This window comes from Parabacteroides goldsteinii DSM 19448 = WAL 12034 (assembly GCF_000969835.1).
GTDB lineage: Bacteria > Bacteroidota > Bacteroidia > Bacteroidales > Tannerellaceae > Parabacteroides > Parabacteroides goldsteinii.
This window is the reverse complement of sequence record NZ_KQ033912.1, coordinates 283,763-301,393: the sequence shown is the minus strand read 5'-3', so window position 1 is coordinate 301,393 and position 17,631 is coordinate 283,763. Positions and strand designations below refer to the sequence as shown.

The 17,631-nt window shown below is 47.3% G+C and carries 20 protein-coding genes; 18 read left to right on the top strand and 2 right to left on the bottom strand.

Going from position 1 to position 17,631, the window contains the following annotated elements:
• Positions 1-14: 14 nt before the first annotated feature.
• From HMPREF1535_RS01490 to HMPREF1535_RS01440, 11 genes are all read left to right on the top strand, one after another.
• Positions 15-689: an ABC transporter ATP-binding protein gene (locus tag HMPREF1535_RS01490; protein ID WP_007659043.1), complete on the top strand. Its 675-nt coding sequence runs from the start codon at positions 15-17 to the stop codon at positions 687-689.
• A gap of 60 nt (positions 690-749) precedes the next feature.
• Positions 750-1,292: a hypoxanthine phosphoribosyltransferase gene (gene hpt / locus HMPREF1535_RS01485; RefSeq protein WP_046145089.1), complete on the top strand. Its 543-nt coding sequence runs from the start codon at positions 750-752 to the stop codon at positions 1,290-1,292.
• Between the two features lie 64 nt (positions 1,293-1,356).
• Entirely contained in the window at positions 1,357-1,926 is a 570-nt protein-coding gene (locus HMPREF1535_RS01480) for an adenylate kinase (RefSeq protein WP_007659038.1), read from the top strand.
• Positions 1,927-2,006: 80 nt separating this feature from the next.
• A complete protein-coding gene (obgE, locus tag HMPREF1535_RS01475) occupies positions 2,007-3,164 on the top strand; it encodes a GTPase ObgE (protein ID WP_007659037.1) in 1,158 nt (385 codons plus the stop codon).
• Positions 3,109-3,933: a peptidoglycan editing factor PgeF gene (pgeF, locus tag HMPREF1535_RS01470; RefSeq protein ID WP_046145088.1), complete on the top strand. Its 825-nt coding sequence runs from the start codon at positions 3,109-3,111 to the stop codon at positions 3,931-3,933. Before obgE ends, pgeF begins: the two co-directional genes overlap by 56 nt.
• 6 nt (positions 3,934-3,939) lie before the next feature.
• A complete protein-coding gene (locus tag HMPREF1535_RS01465) occupies positions 3,940-4,629 on the top strand; it encodes a B3/B4 domain-containing protein (protein WP_046145087.1) in 690 nt (229 codons plus the stop codon).
• A gap of 129 nt (positions 4,630-4,758) precedes the next feature.
• Entirely contained in the window at positions 4,759-4,959 is a 201-nt protein-coding gene (locus HMPREF1535_RS01460) for a winged helix-turn-helix domain-containing protein (RefSeq protein WP_007659033.1), read from the top strand.
• Positions 4,960-5,107: 148 nt separating this feature from the next.
• Complete coding sequence (locus tag HMPREF1535_RS01455; RefSeq protein WP_007659032.1) at positions 5,108-5,401, top strand: hypothetical protein; 294 nt, start codon at positions 5,108-5,110, stop codon at positions 5,399-5,401.
• A gap of 5 nt (positions 5,402-5,406) precedes the next feature.
• Positions 5,407-5,703 (top strand): cell division protein ZapA, encoded by a 297-nt coding sequence (locus HMPREF1535_RS01450; protein WP_007659031.1) that lies wholly within the window; start codon positions 5,407-5,409, stop codon positions 5,701-5,703.
• A gap of 103 nt (positions 5,704-5,806) precedes the next feature.
• Entirely contained in the window at positions 5,807-7,345 is a 1,539-nt protein-coding gene (gene rny / locus HMPREF1535_RS01445) for a ribonuclease Y (RefSeq protein WP_007659029.1), read from the top strand.
• A gap of 261 nt (positions 7,346-7,606) precedes the next feature.
• Positions 7,607-8,134: a DUF1097 domain-containing protein gene (locus HMPREF1535_RS01440; RefSeq protein WP_007659027.1), complete on the top strand. Its 528-nt coding sequence runs from the start codon at positions 7,607-7,609 to the stop codon at positions 8,132-8,134.
• 9 nt (positions 8,135-8,143) lie between these two features.
• Here the strand turns inward: HMPREF1535_RS01440 and HMPREF1535_RS01435 are convergent, their stop codons facing one another.
• Positions 8,144-9,985: an LTA synthase family protein gene (locus HMPREF1535_RS01435; RefSeq protein WP_046145086.1), complete on the bottom strand. Its 1,842-nt coding sequence runs from the start codon at positions 9,983-9,985 to the stop codon at positions 8,144-8,146.
• A 57-nt stretch (positions 9,986-10,042) separates the two neighbouring features.
• Positions 10,043-11,656 (bottom strand): ABC-F family ATP-binding cassette domain-containing protein, encoded by a 1,614-nt coding sequence (locus HMPREF1535_RS01430; RefSeq protein WP_044214846.1) that lies wholly within the window; start codon positions 11,654-11,656, stop codon positions 10,043-10,045.
• A 125-nt stretch (positions 11,657-11,781) separates the two neighbouring features.
• Between HMPREF1535_RS01430 and HMPREF1535_RS01425 the strand changes: the two genes are divergently transcribed.
• The 7 genes from HMPREF1535_RS01425 (at position 11,782) to HMPREF1535_RS01395 (ending at position 17,567) form a co-directional block, all read left to right on the top strand.
• Entirely contained in the window at positions 11,782-12,426 is a 645-nt protein-coding gene (locus tag HMPREF1535_RS01425) for a site-specific integrase (protein ID WP_229102488.1), read from the top strand.
• Positions 12,347-12,697 (top strand): tyrosine-type recombinase/integrase, encoded by a 351-nt coding sequence (locus HMPREF1535_RS26160; protein WP_244275552.1) that lies wholly within the window; start codon positions 12,347-12,349, stop codon positions 12,695-12,697. Before HMPREF1535_RS01425 ends, HMPREF1535_RS26160 begins: the two co-directional genes overlap by 80 nt.
• A gap of 46 nt (positions 12,698-12,743) precedes the next feature.
• A complete protein-coding gene (locus HMPREF1535_RS26155) occupies positions 12,744-13,583 on the top strand; it encodes a DUF3575 domain-containing protein (protein WP_242507771.1) in 840 nt (279 codons plus the stop codon).
• Entirely contained in the window at positions 13,549-14,085 is a 537-nt protein-coding gene (locus HMPREF1535_RS01410; RefSeq protein WP_244275551.1) for a hypothetical protein, read from the top strand. The genes HMPREF1535_RS26155 and HMPREF1535_RS01410 overlap by 35 nt, the downstream gene beginning before the upstream one ends.
• A gap of 400 nt (positions 14,086-14,485) precedes the next feature.
• Entirely contained in the window at positions 14,486-14,764 is a 279-nt protein-coding gene (locus HMPREF1535_RS01405; RefSeq protein ID WP_046145084.1) for an HU family DNA-binding protein, read from the top strand.
• A gap of 168 nt (positions 14,765-14,932) precedes the next feature.
• Positions 14,933-16,456, top strand: coding sequence for a bifunctional phosphoribosylaminoimidazolecarboxamide formyltransferase/IMP cyclohydrolase (gene purH / locus HMPREF1535_RS01400; protein WP_046145083.1), 1,524 nt, complete (start codon positions 14,933-14,935; stop codon positions 16,454-16,456).
• Positions 16,457-16,547: 91 nt separating this feature from the next.
• Entirely contained in the window at positions 16,548-17,567 is a 1,020-nt protein-coding gene (locus tag HMPREF1535_RS01395) for a rod shape-determining protein (protein WP_007659018.1), read from the top strand.
• The last annotated feature ends 64 nt before the right edge of the window (positions 17,568-17,631 follow it).

Sequence of the window (17,631 nt, the reverse complement as noted above, 5' to 3'; positions counted from 1 at the left end):
ATAAAATAAGCATCATGATAAAAGCAGTAAATTTAACGAAAGTATTTCGTACGGAGAGTGTTGAGACTACAGCCTTGAACGGTATTAATCTGGAAATAAACCAGGGAGAGTTCGTTGCAGTAATGGGGCCTTCGGGTTGTGGTAAATCGACATTACTGAACCTGTTGGGGTTGCTGGATAATCCGACATCCGGCGAGTTGTGGTTTCTGGAAGAAGAAGTTTCACGTTATACGGAGAATAACCGGACAGACTTGCGGAACGGTAATCTGGGATTTGTCTTTCAGAGTTTTAACCTGATAGACGAACTGACGGTCTTTGAGAATGTAGAATTGCCTCTTTTATATGCCGGAGTCCCGGTAAAGGAACGGGTTGCGAGGGTAAATGCCGCACTCGACCGGATGCAGATTGCCCATCGTACGGAACATTATCCGCAGCAGCTTTCCGGCGGACAGCAACAGCGCGTGGCTATTGCCCGTGCCATTGTAACGAATCCCAAGATCATCCTGGCGGACGAACCGACCGGAAACCTGGATTCGGTGAACGGAAACGAAGTCATGAATCTGCTTCTCGAACTCAACAAGGAAGGTTCAACTGTCGTCATGGTGACACACTCGGAAGAAAATGCCCGGATGGCAGGACGTTTAATCCGCATGATGGACGGAAATATCCTGACTGAAAGCAGGAAGTAAAATCTTTTTGTGCTTCACTGAAAATATTGTACCTTTGCTCCCTCGAAAAATAAACGGTATATGGACAAGATCCGATTAAAAGATAAAGAATTTGAACTGTTTATCCCGGAGAAGGAGATCAAGGATGCCATTGCGAAGATGGCTAAACAGATTAAGGCAGATGTAGGAGATACTAACCCTCTGTTCGTAGGCATATTGAACGGGGCGTTCATGTTTACCGCAGAACTGATGCGGCAGATGGACACCTACTACGAAATTACGTTTGCCCGCTATTCTTCTTATCGTGGCCTTAATAGCACCGGAGTTGTTCGTGAGATTATGCCGGTGCAGGCCGATGTGAAAGGACGTACCCTGATCCTGCTGGAAGACATTATCGATACCGGTTACACCATGCAGTTTGTTATGGATAAGCTGAGAAATGACGGTGCGGCGGATGTCAAGCTGGCAACCATGCTCTTCAAACCCGATTCCCTGAAATGCGATCTGAAGCCTGACTATGTCGGTTTGCAGATACCAAGCGACTTTATTGTCGGTTACGGGCTGGATTATGATGAAATGGGGCGTGCCTACCGGGATATTTACAAGGTGACAGTTAATAGTTGACAGATGACAGCTTACAGGTGAGTTTGATAACTGAAAAATACATTTATAAATAAGGAACAATATTATGTTGAACGTTGTTATTTTTGGAGCTCCGGGTTCAGGAAAAGGAACACAGAGTGAGTTGATCATTAAAGAGTATGGTTTGGATCACATTTCAACTGGTGATGTATTGCGTGCTGAAATGAAAGGTGAAACCGAACTTGGTAAGATCGCTAAGGATTATATTGAAAAAGGTCAGCTTGTACCGGATGAACTGATCGTTGATATGCTTGCCAAAGTATTGGACAGCAAAGCCAGTTCAAAAGGTGTTATCTTCGATGGTTTCCCCCGTACTATCCCGCAGGCAAAAGCATTGAAAGAAATGCTGAACAAACGCGGTACGGATGTTTCAGTGATGCTGAACCTGCAGGTTGAAGAAGAAGAACTGATTTCTCGTCTGCTGGAACGCGGCAAAGTATCGGGACGTTCGGACGATAACCTCGAAACAATCAAATCGAGACTGGATGTTTATCACAAACAGACAGCACCTTTGGCAGATTACTATGTGGGAGAAGGCAAACACGTCGGTATCCACGGAATGGGTACAGTCGAAGAAATCTTCGATCGTATCAAAGAAGCGATCAATAATTTGTAAATTAAACAATGTGCCGATATGCCAATAAGGGTTTCTTCATTGGCACATTGGCATATTATCACATTAAATAATTATTTTTTATGGCTGAATCAAACTTTGTAGATTACGTAAAGATCTATTGCCGCTCGGGAAAGGGCGGAAGAGGGTCTTCTCACTTTCGTCGTGAGAAATATATTCCGAAAGGAGGCCCCGACGGAGGCGACGGGGGGCGAGGAGGCCATGTGTATCTTCGTGGCAACCGGAATTACTGGACCCTCCTGCATCTGAAGTTCGAACGTCATATCATGGCAACGAACGGCGAAGGCGGCAGTGCCAAGCGCAGTTTCGGAAAAGACGGTGAAGATCGGGTGATCGAAGTGCCGTGCGGAACTGTAGTATATGATGCCGAAACCGGCGAATATATCTGCGACGTGACCGAAGACGGACAGGAAGTTATGCTGCTGAAAGGTGGTCGTGGCGGACAAGGCAACTGGCATTTCAAGACATCAACCAACCAGGCACCCCGTTATGCTCAACCGGGCGAACCGGCTCAGGAACGCAAAGTCATCCTGCAATTGAAGTTGTTGGCAGATGTGGGGCTGGTAGGTTTTCCGAATGCCGGAAAGTCGACTTTGCTTTCTGTCGTATCAGCAGCTAAGCCGAAGATTGCGAACTATCCGTTCACGACACTGGAACCGAACCTGGGTATCGTAAGTTATCGTGACCATCGTTCATTCGTGATGGCCGATATTCCCGGTATTATTGAAGGTGCCAGTGAAGGGAAAGGTCTCGGACTCCGTTTCCTTCGCCATATCGAACGAAACTCGCTGCTTCTGTTTATGATTCCGGCGGATACCGACGATATTAAAAAGGAATACGAGATCCTTCATAACGAACTGGTAAAATACAATCCCGAATTGTTGGGTAAAAGCCGTGTGCTGGCAATCACCAAGAGTGATATGCTGGATGACGAGCTGATCGAAGCCCTGTCGGAGGATTTACCCGAAGGCATTCCGCATGTGTTTATCTCTTCCATTACCCAGCAGGGTATTACGGAGTTGAAAGACCTGTTGTGGAAGGAACTGAATAAGGAAACCTTCCACGAAGTCGAGAACATCGTCCACCAGAACATCGATGTCAGTTCGATACCGCTGGATGATGATGACGATGATTTCGTCTTTCCTGTCGACGATGACGATCCGGATGAAGAGTATGAAGAATACGAGTGGGACGACGAAGATGAAGAAACTGAAAAGTAATACAGTAGAAATGTTGCAATTCTCCGGATTAAGCGGAGAATGCAACATTTCTCATTTTATAACGACCCGTCACGGAGGAGTGAGCCAGGGTAATTATGCGACGATGAATCCGGGAGAGTTCAGCGGTGACGATCCGGCTTCCGTCCGGATGAACCGTCAGCTTCTTTCGGATGCAATGGGAATTTCTCCCGAAAGGATTTTTGCGCCTTGTCAGGTGCATGAAGCGGAAATAAGTTGTATTGATGCCCAACAGCAGGAGATGTACGGAAAAGATGCACTGGTGACGGATATACCGGGAATCTGCATCGCTGTCTCTACGGCAGACTGTGTCCCGGTTCTGGTCTATGCGCCGGATAAGAAAGTGGTGGCGGCTATCCATGCCGGATGGCGGGGAACGGTAAAGCAGATCGTTGCTAAAACCATCCGTTGTATGGCGGACCGTTATTCCTGTGATCCTGCCCTGATGATGGCGGGTATCGCCCCGTCGATCAGTAAGGAGGCTTTCGAGGTGGGCGAGGAGGTGGTCGATGCTTTCAGGGAGACTCGTGTGGATATGAATCGTATCATGGAACGAAACGCTCAGACCGGTAAAGCCCATATCGACCTCTGGGAGGCAAACCGTATCCAGTTGCTGCAATCCGGATTATTGCCGGAGCGTATTGAAGTTTCCGGAATCTGCACCTATCAGCATCATGAAGATTTTTTCTCCGCCCGCCGGGTGGGAATAAAAAGCGGACGTATCCTGTCCGGTATAATGATTAAAGAGTAATACTATATGATACATGTTTCTATCTCGGAAGAAATAGCGAAGGCTTGCCCGGACCTGCATGTCGCCGTTGTGGAATGCGACGTGGTAAACACCGTTTCGGACGAACAATTGTGGAAAGAAATAACAGAAGTGGAAACCCATATCCGCACAACCTGCAAACTGGAAGATATAAACAAATTTCCTCCTATCCAGGCAACCAGGCAGGCTTATAAGCGTCTGGGGAAAGATCCGAACCGTTACCGTCCTTCGGCGGAAGCGCTTCGCCGGCGTATCCTCCGAGAATTACCCTTATATAAAATAGATACATTGGTCGATATAATCAATCTCCTATCTATTCAGAGCGGTTATTCTATCGGCGGGTTCGATGCCGGTAAGATTGACGGAGATCTGGTGCTGGGTGTCGGTCGGGAAGGCGAGATTTATCATGGAATAGGCCGTGGCGAACTGAATATAGCCGGCCTCCCGGTCTATCGCGATAATCAGGGAGGCGTTGGTACTCCGACCAGCGATGAAGAACGAACCAAGATCGACATGAATACGGGAAAGCTGTTAATGATTATAAACGGATACTCCGGAAAAGATGGCCTGCAAGAGGCGTTGACCTATGGGGTGTCCCTATTAACCCGATATGTATCAACAACTAATTTGGAAATGGAGTTGATTACGCCTGAAAGTAGAGTGAAAATTATGTTATAAACGCGTTAATTATGTTTAGAAACCTCAAAAACACCCGTTTTTATGCTAAAAAACATCTATTTCCTTTTGTTTTAATCGATTAATCTATAAATTTGCCCCCGTTAACGAATTAACAAAACGAAAAAGAAAATGATCGAATTGATTGGTACAAACGCCGGCCTTGTTTGGACAGTTTTAAACGAAGGCGGAAAAATGAGTGTTAAGGCAGTAAAGAAAGCAACTAAGATCAAAGCAGAAAAAGACATGTATGCTGCATTTGGTTGGTTAGCAAAAGAAGGAAAGTTGTCTTTCGAAGAGATTGAAGGTGAATTATTTGTTGCGTTGATCTAATCGCGTAACCGATACTTGGTTAGGAGGGCTGTTCGGATATTATTTGGACGGCCTTTTGTGTGTTTGGATGTTTTCTGTTTAAAAAAACAGACCGCCTTGTTGTTTAATTCAATTCTAAATTTTACTTTTGTCTAGAATTTGGTGTGAAATGACCGAAGATCAAAAGAGATTGTTGGCTGTATTTGAGGTTAGAGTTCGTGATTTAATGGAATTATGTAATAAGCAAAACCATAAGATCGACGAGCTCACAACTGTTTTGAACCATAAGGAAGCAGAACTGAAGCAGGCAATAAAAACGATTGAAGAGTTGAATACCAAATGCGATAAACTGCTGACAGCAAGAGTCGTTTCCGTAAATGAAGGGGAAATGAAAAGTGCAAGGATGCGTTTATCGAAGTTAGTGCGGGAAGTAGACAAGTGCATTGCACTATTAAACGAATAGAAGCGATGGACGATAAATTTCTTATACATTTAGATATAGCCGAAAAGAGTTACGGTCTTTGGATTGATCGGAAAGACGAGCAGTTGGCGCGGGATGCCGCCAAGCAGATACGTAATAAGATCAATCAGTATCGGCAAAATTTTGCTCAGTCCGATGTGGATGTAAAAGATTTGTTAGCCATGGTTGCTTTTCAATTGTCTATGACTAATTTGCAATTGGAAGATAAAAACGATACAAGTCCTATTACAGATAAGATACAGGAACTCACGGGTGAGTTGGAACAGTATTTGAAGGATAAGTAATTATAATATAATTGTAAGAAGAGTTTCCGCACTGCTCTGCACGGTTGTCGTGTATTGTAGTGCTTTTTTTGTTTTATATATATGAATTTAAATTATAAGTAAAATGACAGTGTATATAATCATATCATCAATTGTAGCTCTCCTGATAGGAGGGTTGTTGACGTGGTTGAGCATGCGTTTTCTTCTGAAGTCGAGGTACGATTCCGTACTGAGGGAAGCCGAGAAGGAAGCGGAAGTGATCAAGAAAAACAAATTGCTGGAAGTAAAGGAAAAATTCCTTCATCTGAAAGCGGATCTGGAAAAACAAGTATCGGCAAGGAACGCAAAGATCCAGTCGGCCGAAGGTAAGTTGAAACAACGTGAACTGACACTCAACCAGCGTCAGGAAGATTTGCAGCGTAAAAACTGCGAGATTGATGCGGTGAAAGAAAATCTGGCTACTCAATTGGAATTGGTAGATAGAAGAAAACAGGATTTGGAAAAACTTCATCAACGGGAGATCGAGCAGCTGGAAGCCCTTTCCGGACTTTCTGCCGATGAGGCGAAAGAACGCCTGATCGAATCGTTGAAAGACGAAGCCAAATCGGAAGCAACTTCTTATATCAATGAAATCATGGAAGAAGCGAAGATGACGGCTAATAAAGAAGCAAAGAAGATCGTTATCCAGTCTATCCAACGTGTAGCGACTGAAACTGCTATCGAAAACTCCATTACCGTATTCCATATCGAATCGGATGAGATCAAAGGACGTATCATTGGACGTGAAGGCCGTAACATCCGTGCCCTGGAAGCAGCTACCGGTATTGAGATCGTTGTCGACGATACCCCCGAAGCGATCGTTCTTTCCGGCTTTGACCCGGTTCGCCGTGAGATTGCCCGTCTGGCATTGCACCAGTTGGTACAGGACGGACGTATCCATCCGGCCCGTATCGAAGAGGTGGTGACGAAAGTTAAAAAACAGGTGGAAGACGAAGTGGTTGAAACCGGTAAACGTACGGTGATCGACCTGGGTGTTCATGGACTGCATCCTGAACTGATCCGTATGATCGGTAAGATGAAATACCGTTCTTCTTATGGTCAGAACCTGTTGCAGCATGCCCGTGAAACGGCTAACCTTTGTGCCGTGATGGCTTCTGAATTAGGATTGAACCCGAAGAAAGCGAAACGTGCAGGTTTGTTACATGATATTGGTAAGGTGCCTGATGATGAACCGGAATTGCCGCACGCAATCCTGGGTATGAAGCTTTGCGAAAAATATAAGGAAAAACCGGATATTTGCAATGCAGTAGGTGCCCACCACGATGAGGTTGAGATGCAGACATTGCTGGCACCGATTGTTCAGGTTTGTGACGCTATCTCCGGAGCTCGTCCGGGTGCCCGTCGTGAAATCGTTGAGGCTTATATCAAACGTTTGAACGATCTGGAACAATTGGCTCTTTCTTATCCGGGTGTTGTGAAGACTTATGCTATCCAGGCAGGCCGCGAACTTCGCGTTATTGTTGGGGCAGATAAGATCGACGACAAGGATACGGAAAACCTGTCAAACGAAATCGCAAAGAAGATACAGGACGAAATGACTTATCCGGGGCAGGTAAAGATTACGGTTATCCGCGAAACCCGTGCTGTAAGTTATGCGAAATAAAGTCCTTTAGGATATATTTGAAACTAAAATTTAAGGTGGCCGGTCTGAAGAGATCGGCCATTTTTTGTTGGCTGAAACTGTTAATTATTAGACTGTCGGGAATATATATCAGGGTGATGTGAATAGTCTATTTTGCACAATAACAAGTTGTTATCTGTCTTTTCGTGTTGTGTTTTATCAGTTAAATTAATATATTTGCCGTGAGAGGTACGAAAATCACTATATTCTATATCTAATTACTCATTTAAATCTTTTACCACAATGACACTAAAAAAGTTTGTTTTGATTCCCGTGATTATTGGTGTTTTAGCATGCCTAATACAGGCATTGGACCAGTTGTTGTACACCTCTGTGCCTCCCGAAGGAAATGTCGGTTTTAGTTGGATCTCTTTTCAGTCGTGGGCGGTTTACTTCCTGGCCGGTTGTACGGTGAGGGGAGGGATAAAAGCCTTTATTGCTTATGCGATCGGTATTGCTGCCTCCATTGTTATTATGGTTCTAGGCGGTGCGATGACGCCTGCTCTGGGATTCTTTGCCGTACCTGTGGCGGTAGGAGTGATTGCTTTCTGTGCTATTTTCTGTGAGCGGAGCGAATGGCTGTCCTTAGTACCGGCGTTGTTTATTGGTGCAGGTGCTTTCTTCGCCTTTATGAATTATGTGCCGAATGCCACTTTTGCTACGGCAGCTCTGACGGAGATGATTTATTGTACGATCGGTCTCTTATTCGGTTATATCACTATCTGCCTGCGTAGTGCTTATGAAAAGAAAGTAAGCGAAGACGCAGAGTAGCATTTTTCTTCACCTGCTACCCAAATCGTCATACAGCGTTTGTAACAGTACTTTGCCTTTATTCAGGCGGGTTTCGCTGTTTGTTACCGGGGTTTCGAGCAAAGGTTTGTTGCTTTCGTTGTCATATACTGAAATGCCTGTGCTGTCGATGAAACCGAATCCGTTGGGGAAGGTGTAGAAGGCGTATTTGGGGGAGCCGGGATCGAGTATGTCGCGGCTGAATATGAAGGAGTCGTGCGGCAGGTTCAGCTGGCACAATAGGGTGGCAGCCAGGTCTGTCTGGTTGGCATAGGTGTCGATCACCATCGGCTCTTTAACGGCTCCGCCCAACCAGATCATCGGGATGTGGAAACGGCGGGGTTCGTAATCCGTCAGTGTTGAAGGGTAACGGAAACCGTGGTCGGATACCAGCACGATCAGTGTGCTCTTCCAGGTCGGCAATTCCTTTAGCTTATCTACAAAGCTACCGATGCAACTGTCGGTAAATGCAACGGAGTTGAGATACGGGTCATCCAGATGGTGGAAAGGCACTTCGAACGGTTCATGGCTGCTCAATGTCAGGAATGTACTGAGCCACGGCGTCTTTTCATCCCGGTCTTTGATCGATTCGTATAGATGAGTGAATGTAATATCATCGTTTGCTCCCCATTTGCTGAGGCGGCTGGAGAGTGGAAAGTCACGGTCGGCAGTGATTTGGCTGTATCCCGAACTGAAGAAGTAACTTTGCATATTCGTAAAGTTGATATCTCCTCCGTAAAGCATATCGGCTACATATCCCTGTTCTCCCAGGCTTTTGGCGATAGAAGGAAGTGTCTGGCTTTTGGCGGGATACTTCATGATAGAAGTCGTCGGCTGTGCCAGGTAACCGTTCAGTACGGCAACAATCCCCCTGTCGGTACGGAAGGAGTTGGCATATATATTGGTGAAGGTGATCCCCTCTTTGCTTAGCCTGTTCAGATTCGGGGTGATCCCCGCTTCTCCTCCCACGGCTTCGATGGCGTTTGCCGTAAAACTTTCCATCAAGATGATCAGTATGTTTGGACGGTCGGTTGTCAGCAGATTGACCTTTTCCGTGTTATTTGTCAGGCTGTCATCCGGAAGGGTCAGTGCGGCATAACGCTCCTTTCTCTCTTCTTCCGGGAAGAAATTGAACTGGGCGGCAAAATCCTGTTGTTTGCTGAGAGAAGCGAGCAGGCTGAATGCCGGATTGATCGCTGAGTGGTTCAGAAACTGGTTTTTGCTGAAATAGACCATGCCGACATTGGCAGTTGAAGTAGTCACGCCTCCCCGGATCGGAATGAAAAGGATACCGGCGAGCAGCAGGACTATGATTGTTCCTCCCAATCTGTTATAAGCCGGAGTCGCGGGAAATAAAGGTACGATAAACCGTTTAAACAGCCAGAATATCCCGTAAGCATAGATCCCGAAAAGAGCGAACTGAAGCAGGAATGTACCGACCGGCACGCTAGCCATGGCATCGGCGGGCGATTGCAGGTAAAAGAACAGGGTGGCGTCCAGCCGGAATCCCCAGTAACCATACAGGGCAACGTCTACCGCAAAGATGGCTGCAACCACGATTCCCATAATCAGAAAATAACTTTTCAGGAACTTCTGATAGAACCTCCCCGGTAACCAGATGGAAATCAATACAGAGAGAAGCGGAATAACTGTCAGATACCCTGAAACCGTACAATCCAGCAACAAACCATGAGTAATTACCTTAAGGTAATCGGTTAGCGAACACCCGTTCGCTAAGGCATGGTGATATAACATGAAGACCGGCTTTTGAATGGCGAGGACCGGAAGCCAGCCAATAAATACTGTCAGAAGGAATAACAACCGCTTTTTCATCTCTATATAATATATCTAATACACACCCCCTGCCCCCTCTCCAGAGGAGAAAAGTTACTATTTATATAACTTTTCTCGTAATTCGGCTACTGTCGGATCGGTGATGTAATCATCGTAATCCATCATCTTGTCGATGATGCCGTTAGGTGTCAGTTCGATAATACGGTTTGCCACCGTCTGGATGAACTCGTGGTCATGACTGGAGAAAAGGACGTTTCCTCTGAATGACTGCAACGTATTATTGAATGCCTGGATAGATTCCAGATCTAGGTGGTTGGTCGGTGTATCCAGGATCAGGCAGTTTGCATCCGTCAACATCATCCGGGAAATCATGCAACGCATCTTTTCACCTCCGGACAATACGCTAACCTTTTTCAGCAATTCTTCACCCGAGAACAGCATACGGCCGAGGAAACCTTTCAGGAATACTTCGTTAGTATCTCCGGCGAACTGGCTCAGCCAGTCGATCAGGTTATAATCGGAATCGAAATATTTGGCATTATCCAACGGCAGATAGGTCGTTGTGATCGTCTGGCCCCATTGGAAAGTACCGGCTTCCGGCTTTTCTTCTCCGTTGATAATCTGGAAGAGGGCAGTCATGGCACGCGGGTCGCGGCTGATGAATACAATCTTGTCGTCCTTTTCTACGTTGAAGTTCAGATCTTTGAACAAAACCTTACCTTCGATGCTTTTCGTCAGTCCTTTCACTTCGAGAATCTGGTTGCCCGGTTCGCGGTTCGGGGTAAAGATAATACCCGGGTAACGGCGTGAAGACGGTTTGATCTCTTCGATATTCAGCTTTTCGATCATCTTCTTACGGCTGGTAGTCTGTTTGGACTTCGCCACGTTGGCACTGAAACGGCGGATAAACTCTTCCAGTTCCTTTTTCTTTTCTTCCGCTTTCTTGTTCTGGTTCTGCTGCTGACGGAGTGCCAACTGGCTTGATTCGTACCAGAAGCTATAATTACCGGCAAACATTTGCAGTTTACCGAAGTCGATATCTACGGTGTGTGTACAGACAGAGTCGAGGAAGTGACGGTCGTGGCTCACTACCAGGATCGTGTGGTCGGAGTTGGACAGGTAATTTTCCAGCCAGCTCACCGTTTCCAGGTCGAGGTCGTTGGTCGGCTCATCCAGTAGCAGGTTGTCCGGCTGTCCGAAAAGAGCGCGGGCAAGTAATATACGCACCTTCTGCTTACCGCTCAGGTCTTTCATCATGCTGTAATGGTACTCTTCGGCGATACCCAGGCCGCTCAACAGGTTGGCTGCATCGCTTTCGGCGTTCCATCCTTCCATCTCGGCGAACTTCTCTTCGAGTTCCGAAACGCGGATACCGTCGGCATCGCTGAAGTCAGGCTTTTCGTAAAGCGCATTCTTTTCGCTCATGACTTCCCACAAGGTGGTATGTCCCATCAGGACCGTGTCCATAACCGTATGTTCGTCAAAAGCAAAGTGGTCCTGGCTTAATACCGAAAGACGTTCTCCCGGGCCTAAAGTTACCGAACCGCGTGTCGGGTCGAGCTGTTTGCTGATCACGCGGAGAAATGTTGATTTTCCGGCACCGTTGGCACCGATAATACCGTAGCAGTTACCCGGCGTAAACTTCATGTTTACATCCTGAAAGAGGATACGTTTGCCGAACTGTACGTCCAGATTGTTTACTGTTATCATATATTGAATACCTATTAATTTTTCGAATGAGTGCGCAAAGATACTAAAATCTATTGACTTTTTGGAACTTCCCGCAGCGTATAACTTGTTGTACATTTGTTTTTTTCTATAATGATATAAGAAATATGACACAAAACATTTTCGTTTACATGGACTTTCAGGTCGCCTGGAAACGGGAGGCGGGAAAGGATAGTACGGCTGATCTTTACCGCGTGGTTCGCAACCGGCTGTACCGTTTTTGGAAAGGCGCTTCGCTGCAATGGACAGATATAACCGCCGCCATGGTAGATGATTTTGGCAGTTCGCTACGCGCCGAAGGGCTGGCGGTGAATACGGTGAACAGTTACCTGAGCAGTTTCCGGGCACTTTGCCATACCGCTTTGCGGGAAGGATTGCCCGGACCGGCCAGCGACCCTTTTGCCGGGTTGCATCTCAAACGGGAGGAAACGGCCAAACGTGCCTTGAAGATCGCGGAAGTCAATAAAGTGATGCAGGCGGACTATCCGGGGGAACCTTCGCTGCGTGAAGTGCTTGACCTGTTTATTTTCTCTTACCTCGCCTGCGGAATCCCTTTTGTGGACCTTGCCTGCCTGACAAAGAAAAACATCGTGGGCGGCGAGATCGTCTATTATCGGCATAAGACCGGGGCACTGATACGGGTGGGGGATTACGCCTGCCATGCGGTTACTCTTGAGAAAGTACGGGCAGAAAGGTTCTCCTTACCTTTTCCCGGTCCTCTCGGCGGGCAAGGACGGACACGAAGCCTATAAAACTGCGCTTCGTAAATACAACAGCCTGCTCGTGATTATCGGCGCCCGCCTGCATCTGTCGGTGAAGCTGACTTCCTATGTGGCACGCCATTCGTGGGTTACCGAGGCGCTCCGTCAGAATATCCCGGTGGCAGTAATCAGCCAGGCCATGGGACATACTTCGGAGAAGACAACCCGTATCTACCTGGCCCAACTGGACCAGTCGGTACTGAACAAGGCGAATGCGAAGATTACGAAGAAAGCGGCCGATATGTTTCTGGAAAGGGCCTGAACCCTTATTTCGTAAATAAGGTCTATAGGATAAAGAAAGATAAACGATGGAAAAGAGACTCTTTTATATACTGATACTCATGTGTTTGCATATGGTATTCATTCCTCTTCACGGACAACATGTGTCATTGAAAAGTAACCTTCTCTATTTGGGAACGAGCACCCCGAATATGGGATTCGAGTTCCGTTTGGGCAGGAAAATGAGTTTTGACCTTTGGTGTGCTTACGATGCCTGGGAGTTCAAAAACGATATGTCGCTCAAACATTACCTTGTACAACCCGAACTGCGCTACTGGCCCTGCCAGACGTATGAGGGCCACTTCTTCGGCCTTCACGGCCACTACGGCCATTTCAATATCGGAAATATCCCGTTTATCCCGGGGATGGAAGAGAAAAACTACCGGGGCGAACTCTACGGCGGCGGACTGACCTGGGGTTACCATTGGGTGATCGGCTGCCATTGGGGGGGGAAGCGTTTGTCGGTGCTGGCTACGCCTATATACAATATGAAAAATACGTCTGCTACCACTGTACGGAAGTGCTCGGAACATTCCGCCACCCTTCCAGCCTGTACCCTCGCAGAGGGTGGGGAAGGAGTACCGCCCCTCCGTATTACTTTCCGTGAGGTGGAGGTAGGCGACGACACTGTCTTGCTGCACCTGCAATTCGTGCTTGAAGATATCCGTGTCCCCTCGTCGCGCAGCCTGGTCCTTGAACCCCGCCTCGAAGCCGATGGGTATTCGCTGACGCTTCCGGCTATCGTAGTAAGCGGCCGCCGCCGTGCCCGTTACGATGCCCGCGCCCTGGCGGTCATCGGTCCGTATCCTCGGCAGCGACTGTTACCGCCGCATTGTGTCCCTGAAAAAAGGAAGCCTCCACGAAATTGACTATACCGTCCGCGTGCCTTACACCTCCTGGATGCGCAACGCCGGGCTGTCGCTCCGCCAGATCAGCCGCGACTGTTGTCGGGGAGAGGTGCTTACCGACGAGGTGCTGACCGCTGACCTAGCTCTCGTCCCGCCCTGTGTGAAGATAGCCGGCGAACCCACTGCCGCGATCTACAACCGCTATAACAAGGAAATCCGTTTCCTGATCCCCGAAGATGAATCCGGTATTTCGCAGTTTCGTCAGGTGCTGGTCGCCAGCTACGCCTCGCCCGAAGGCTCCTACCAGCATAACGAGACATTGTCGCGCCAGCGTGCCGAAGAGTTCCGCACCTACATCAGCCGCCGTTACCTGTCGGAAGACTGCCCGGTGATCTGTGGCAGCGTGGCGGAAGACTGGAGGAACTGCGCCGCATGGTCTCTGTTTCCGGCAAACCCTATGCGGAAGCAGTCTGTTTCATCATCGACAACTACGGCATCTTCGAAGGCTGCGAAACCTACCTGATGCAACTGGAAGACGGCCGCGTCTACGGCGAACTGCTGCGCGACATCTTCCCCTACCTGCGCCGCGTGGAACTGCGCCTCAGTTAAGAATCGGCTCCGGTTAGCGACGCCGAAGCCGCCCGCCTCTTATATTCGCATCCCGCCCGGCTCACCCTGTCGGAGATGTACCGCGTAGCTCGTTACTACCCGCCGGCCATTACCTCGACCGTGAAGACGTAAAAACCTACCCCGCGCCGCCATCAACCGCCAGGTTATGTTAGAGTTGATTATCAGCGACGAAAGTGTCTCTCTCCCCTCTCGAGAGACTAGTTTTTAAACAGTCTCTCAAGAGGGGAGCCAGTAACAATCAGTCTATAATTGGATAGTTCTATTTTGATAATAACAGAAACAACCTAATAATTATGAATAAAACAGACTTAATAAAATCAATGGCATCCCGGGTCGGATGTACCGAGGTGGTTGCGCGGCAGATGGTGGAGGTTCTGATGGAGGTGATGGAAGAGGGACTGAGTGACGGGAACGATATTGTCCTGCAAGGCTTCGGCACTTTCCGTCCCTGGAAACAGAGTTTTCGTGCAGGCCGTAATCCCTGTACCGGAGAGAGTTGTCCGATCGCTCCCCGTACCAGCGTCAGGTTTAAGGTTGGTAAGAATTTGTTGAGAGCAATGAATAAACGTTAACACGGATCGCTTTCGTTCCGTTATTTATGGCGGGGACTTTTCACTATCAACAGGATAGCATGAAAAATCCCCGCTTTTGTTATGGAAAGAAATTTACTTATCCTATGTGCTTATTGAAAATAATTATCTACTTTTGTGCTCTAAAACATTAAAATAAACCGAACAAAGATGGCTGCAACAAAACGTATCAAGCGTGCATTGGTCTCTGTATACCATAAAGAGGGACTGGATGAAATATTAAAGAAACTTCATAGCGAAGGCGTAACCTTCGTGTCAACAGGTGGAACTCAGACATTTATCGAATCATTAAACATCCCTTGCGATGCAGTGGAAGACCTGACCGGTTATCCTTCTATCCTGGGAGGACGTGTTAAGACTCTTCACCCGAAAGTTTTTGGAGGTATCCTCAACCGCAGAGATAACGAAGGCGATAAAGCGCAGATTGCAGAATACGAAATTCCTGAAATCGACCTGGTGATTGTAGACCTCTATCCGTTTGAAGAAACAGTAGCTTCAGGCGCAGAAGAACAGGCAATTATCGAAAAGATAGATATAGGCGGTATCTCATTGATCCGTGCCGCTGCAAAAAACTTTAAAGATGTAGTGATCGTAGCATCCAAAGCACAGTATCAGCCGTTGATGCAGGTGTTGAATGAAAAGGGTGCAGAAACTTCCCTGGAAGACCGTAAATGGTTCGCCAAAGAAGCATTTGCTGTTTCATCCGGCTATGACTCTGCTATTTTCAATTATTTCGACGGAGGCGAGGGTTCGCATTTCCGTGCTGCCGTAGACCAGCCGATGCACTTGCGTTATGGTGAAAATCCTCACCAGGCTGCTAAATATTATGGCAAGTTCAACGATATGTTCGACCAGATCCATGGTAAAGAGATCTCCTACAACAACCTGTTGGATATCGATGCTGCCGTTAGCCTGATCGACGAGTTCGATGAACTGACATTCGCTATCCTGAAACATAATAATGCCTGTGGTATCGCATCCCGTCCGACTGTGCTTGAAGCATGGAAAGAGGCACTGGCCGGAGACCCGGTTTCTGCATTCGGCGGTATCCTGATTACCAACAGCGCAATCGATAAAGAAGTAGCCGAAGAGATCAACAAGATTTTCTTCGAAGTAATCATCGCCCCGGAATATACAAAAGACGCTTTGGAAGTGTTGATGCAGAAGAAAAACCGCATCATCCTGGTCCGCAAGGATGCAAAGACTTGTCCGATGCAATTCCGTTCACTGTTAAATGGTGCATTGATGCAGGAAAAAGACCTGAGTATCCAGACTGCCGCAGATCTGGAACCGATGACTGACAAACAACCTTCCGCACAGGAAACAGAGGACCTGTTGTTCGCTAATAAACTGGTGAAGCACAGCAAATCGAACGCTATCACTTTGGTAAAGAACAAACAACTTTGCGCAAGCGGTATCGGTCAGACATCTCGCGTGGATTCTTTGAAACAGGCCATTGAAAAGGCAAACGCTTTCAAATTCGATTTGAAAGGTGCCGTTATGGCTTCTGATGCATTTTTCCCTTTCCCTGACTGTGTTGAAATAGCTGATAAAGCAGGTATTACTGCTGTTATTCAGCCGGGTGGTTCTGTAAATGACAAGCTGTCTGTTGATTATTGCAACGAGCATGGCTTGGCTATGGTTAAGACGGGTGTCCGTCATTTCAAACATTAATAATATGCCAATAAGACAATATGCCAATGTGCCAATTATAAGCACTTTTCATTGGCACATTAGCACATTGGCAAATTAACACATTATTTTTATGGGATTATTTTCTTTCACACAAGAAATAGCGATGGACCTGGGTACTGCGAATACCATCATCATCAGTGGTGGTAAGGTCGTAGTGGATCAGCCATCGGTAGTTGCCCTCGACCGGCGTACCGACAAAGTATTGGCGGTCGGAGAAAAGGCACGCCAGATGCACGGAAAGACGCACGAGAATATTCGTACGATCCGTCCGCTCCGCGATGGCGTGATTGCCGACTTCTTTGCTGCCGAGCAAATGATACGCGGCATGATTAAAATGATAAATCCGAAACACCGCTGGTTCTCCCCTTCGCTGCGCATCGTGGTTTGTATTCCTTCGGGCAGTACTGAAGTGGAGATCCGTGCCGTACGCGACTCTGCCGAGCATGCCGGCGGACGCGACGTCTACATGATTTATGAACCTATGGCTGCTGCAATCGGTATCGGTATCGATGTAGAAGCACCTGAAGGCAATATGATCGTGGATATAGGCGGTGGTACGACCGAGATCGCTGTTATCTCGCTGGGCGGTATCGTTTCCAATAAATCGATCCGTATTGCAGGAGATGACCTGACGGCTGATATTATGGAATATATGCGCCGCCAGCACAATGTGAAGGTGGGTGAACGTACTGCCGAACTGATCAAGATCAATGTCGGTTCAGCCCTGACGTTCCTGGATAATCCTCCTGAAGATTATATCGTACATGGTCCGAACCAGATGACGGCTCTTCCGATGGAAGTTCCCGTTTCTTATCAGGAAATCGCACATTGCCTGGAGAAATCGATCTCCAAGATGGAGGCAGCTATTCTGAGTGCACTCGAGCAGACTCCTCCCGAACTGTATGCCGATATCGTACGTAACGGTATCTACCTGGCAGGTGGCGGTGCTTTGATGCGCGGGCTTGACAAACGTCTGACGGATAAGATCAATATCCCGTTCCATATTGCAGAAGATCCGTTGCATGCGGTTGCAATAGGTACAGGTGTAGCATTAAAGAATATAGATAAATTTAATTTCCTTATTCGATAAGGGGAATAATGTGCCAGTTATTCAATATGCCAATGTGCCAATAAAAGACACATTCGTCGGTGTA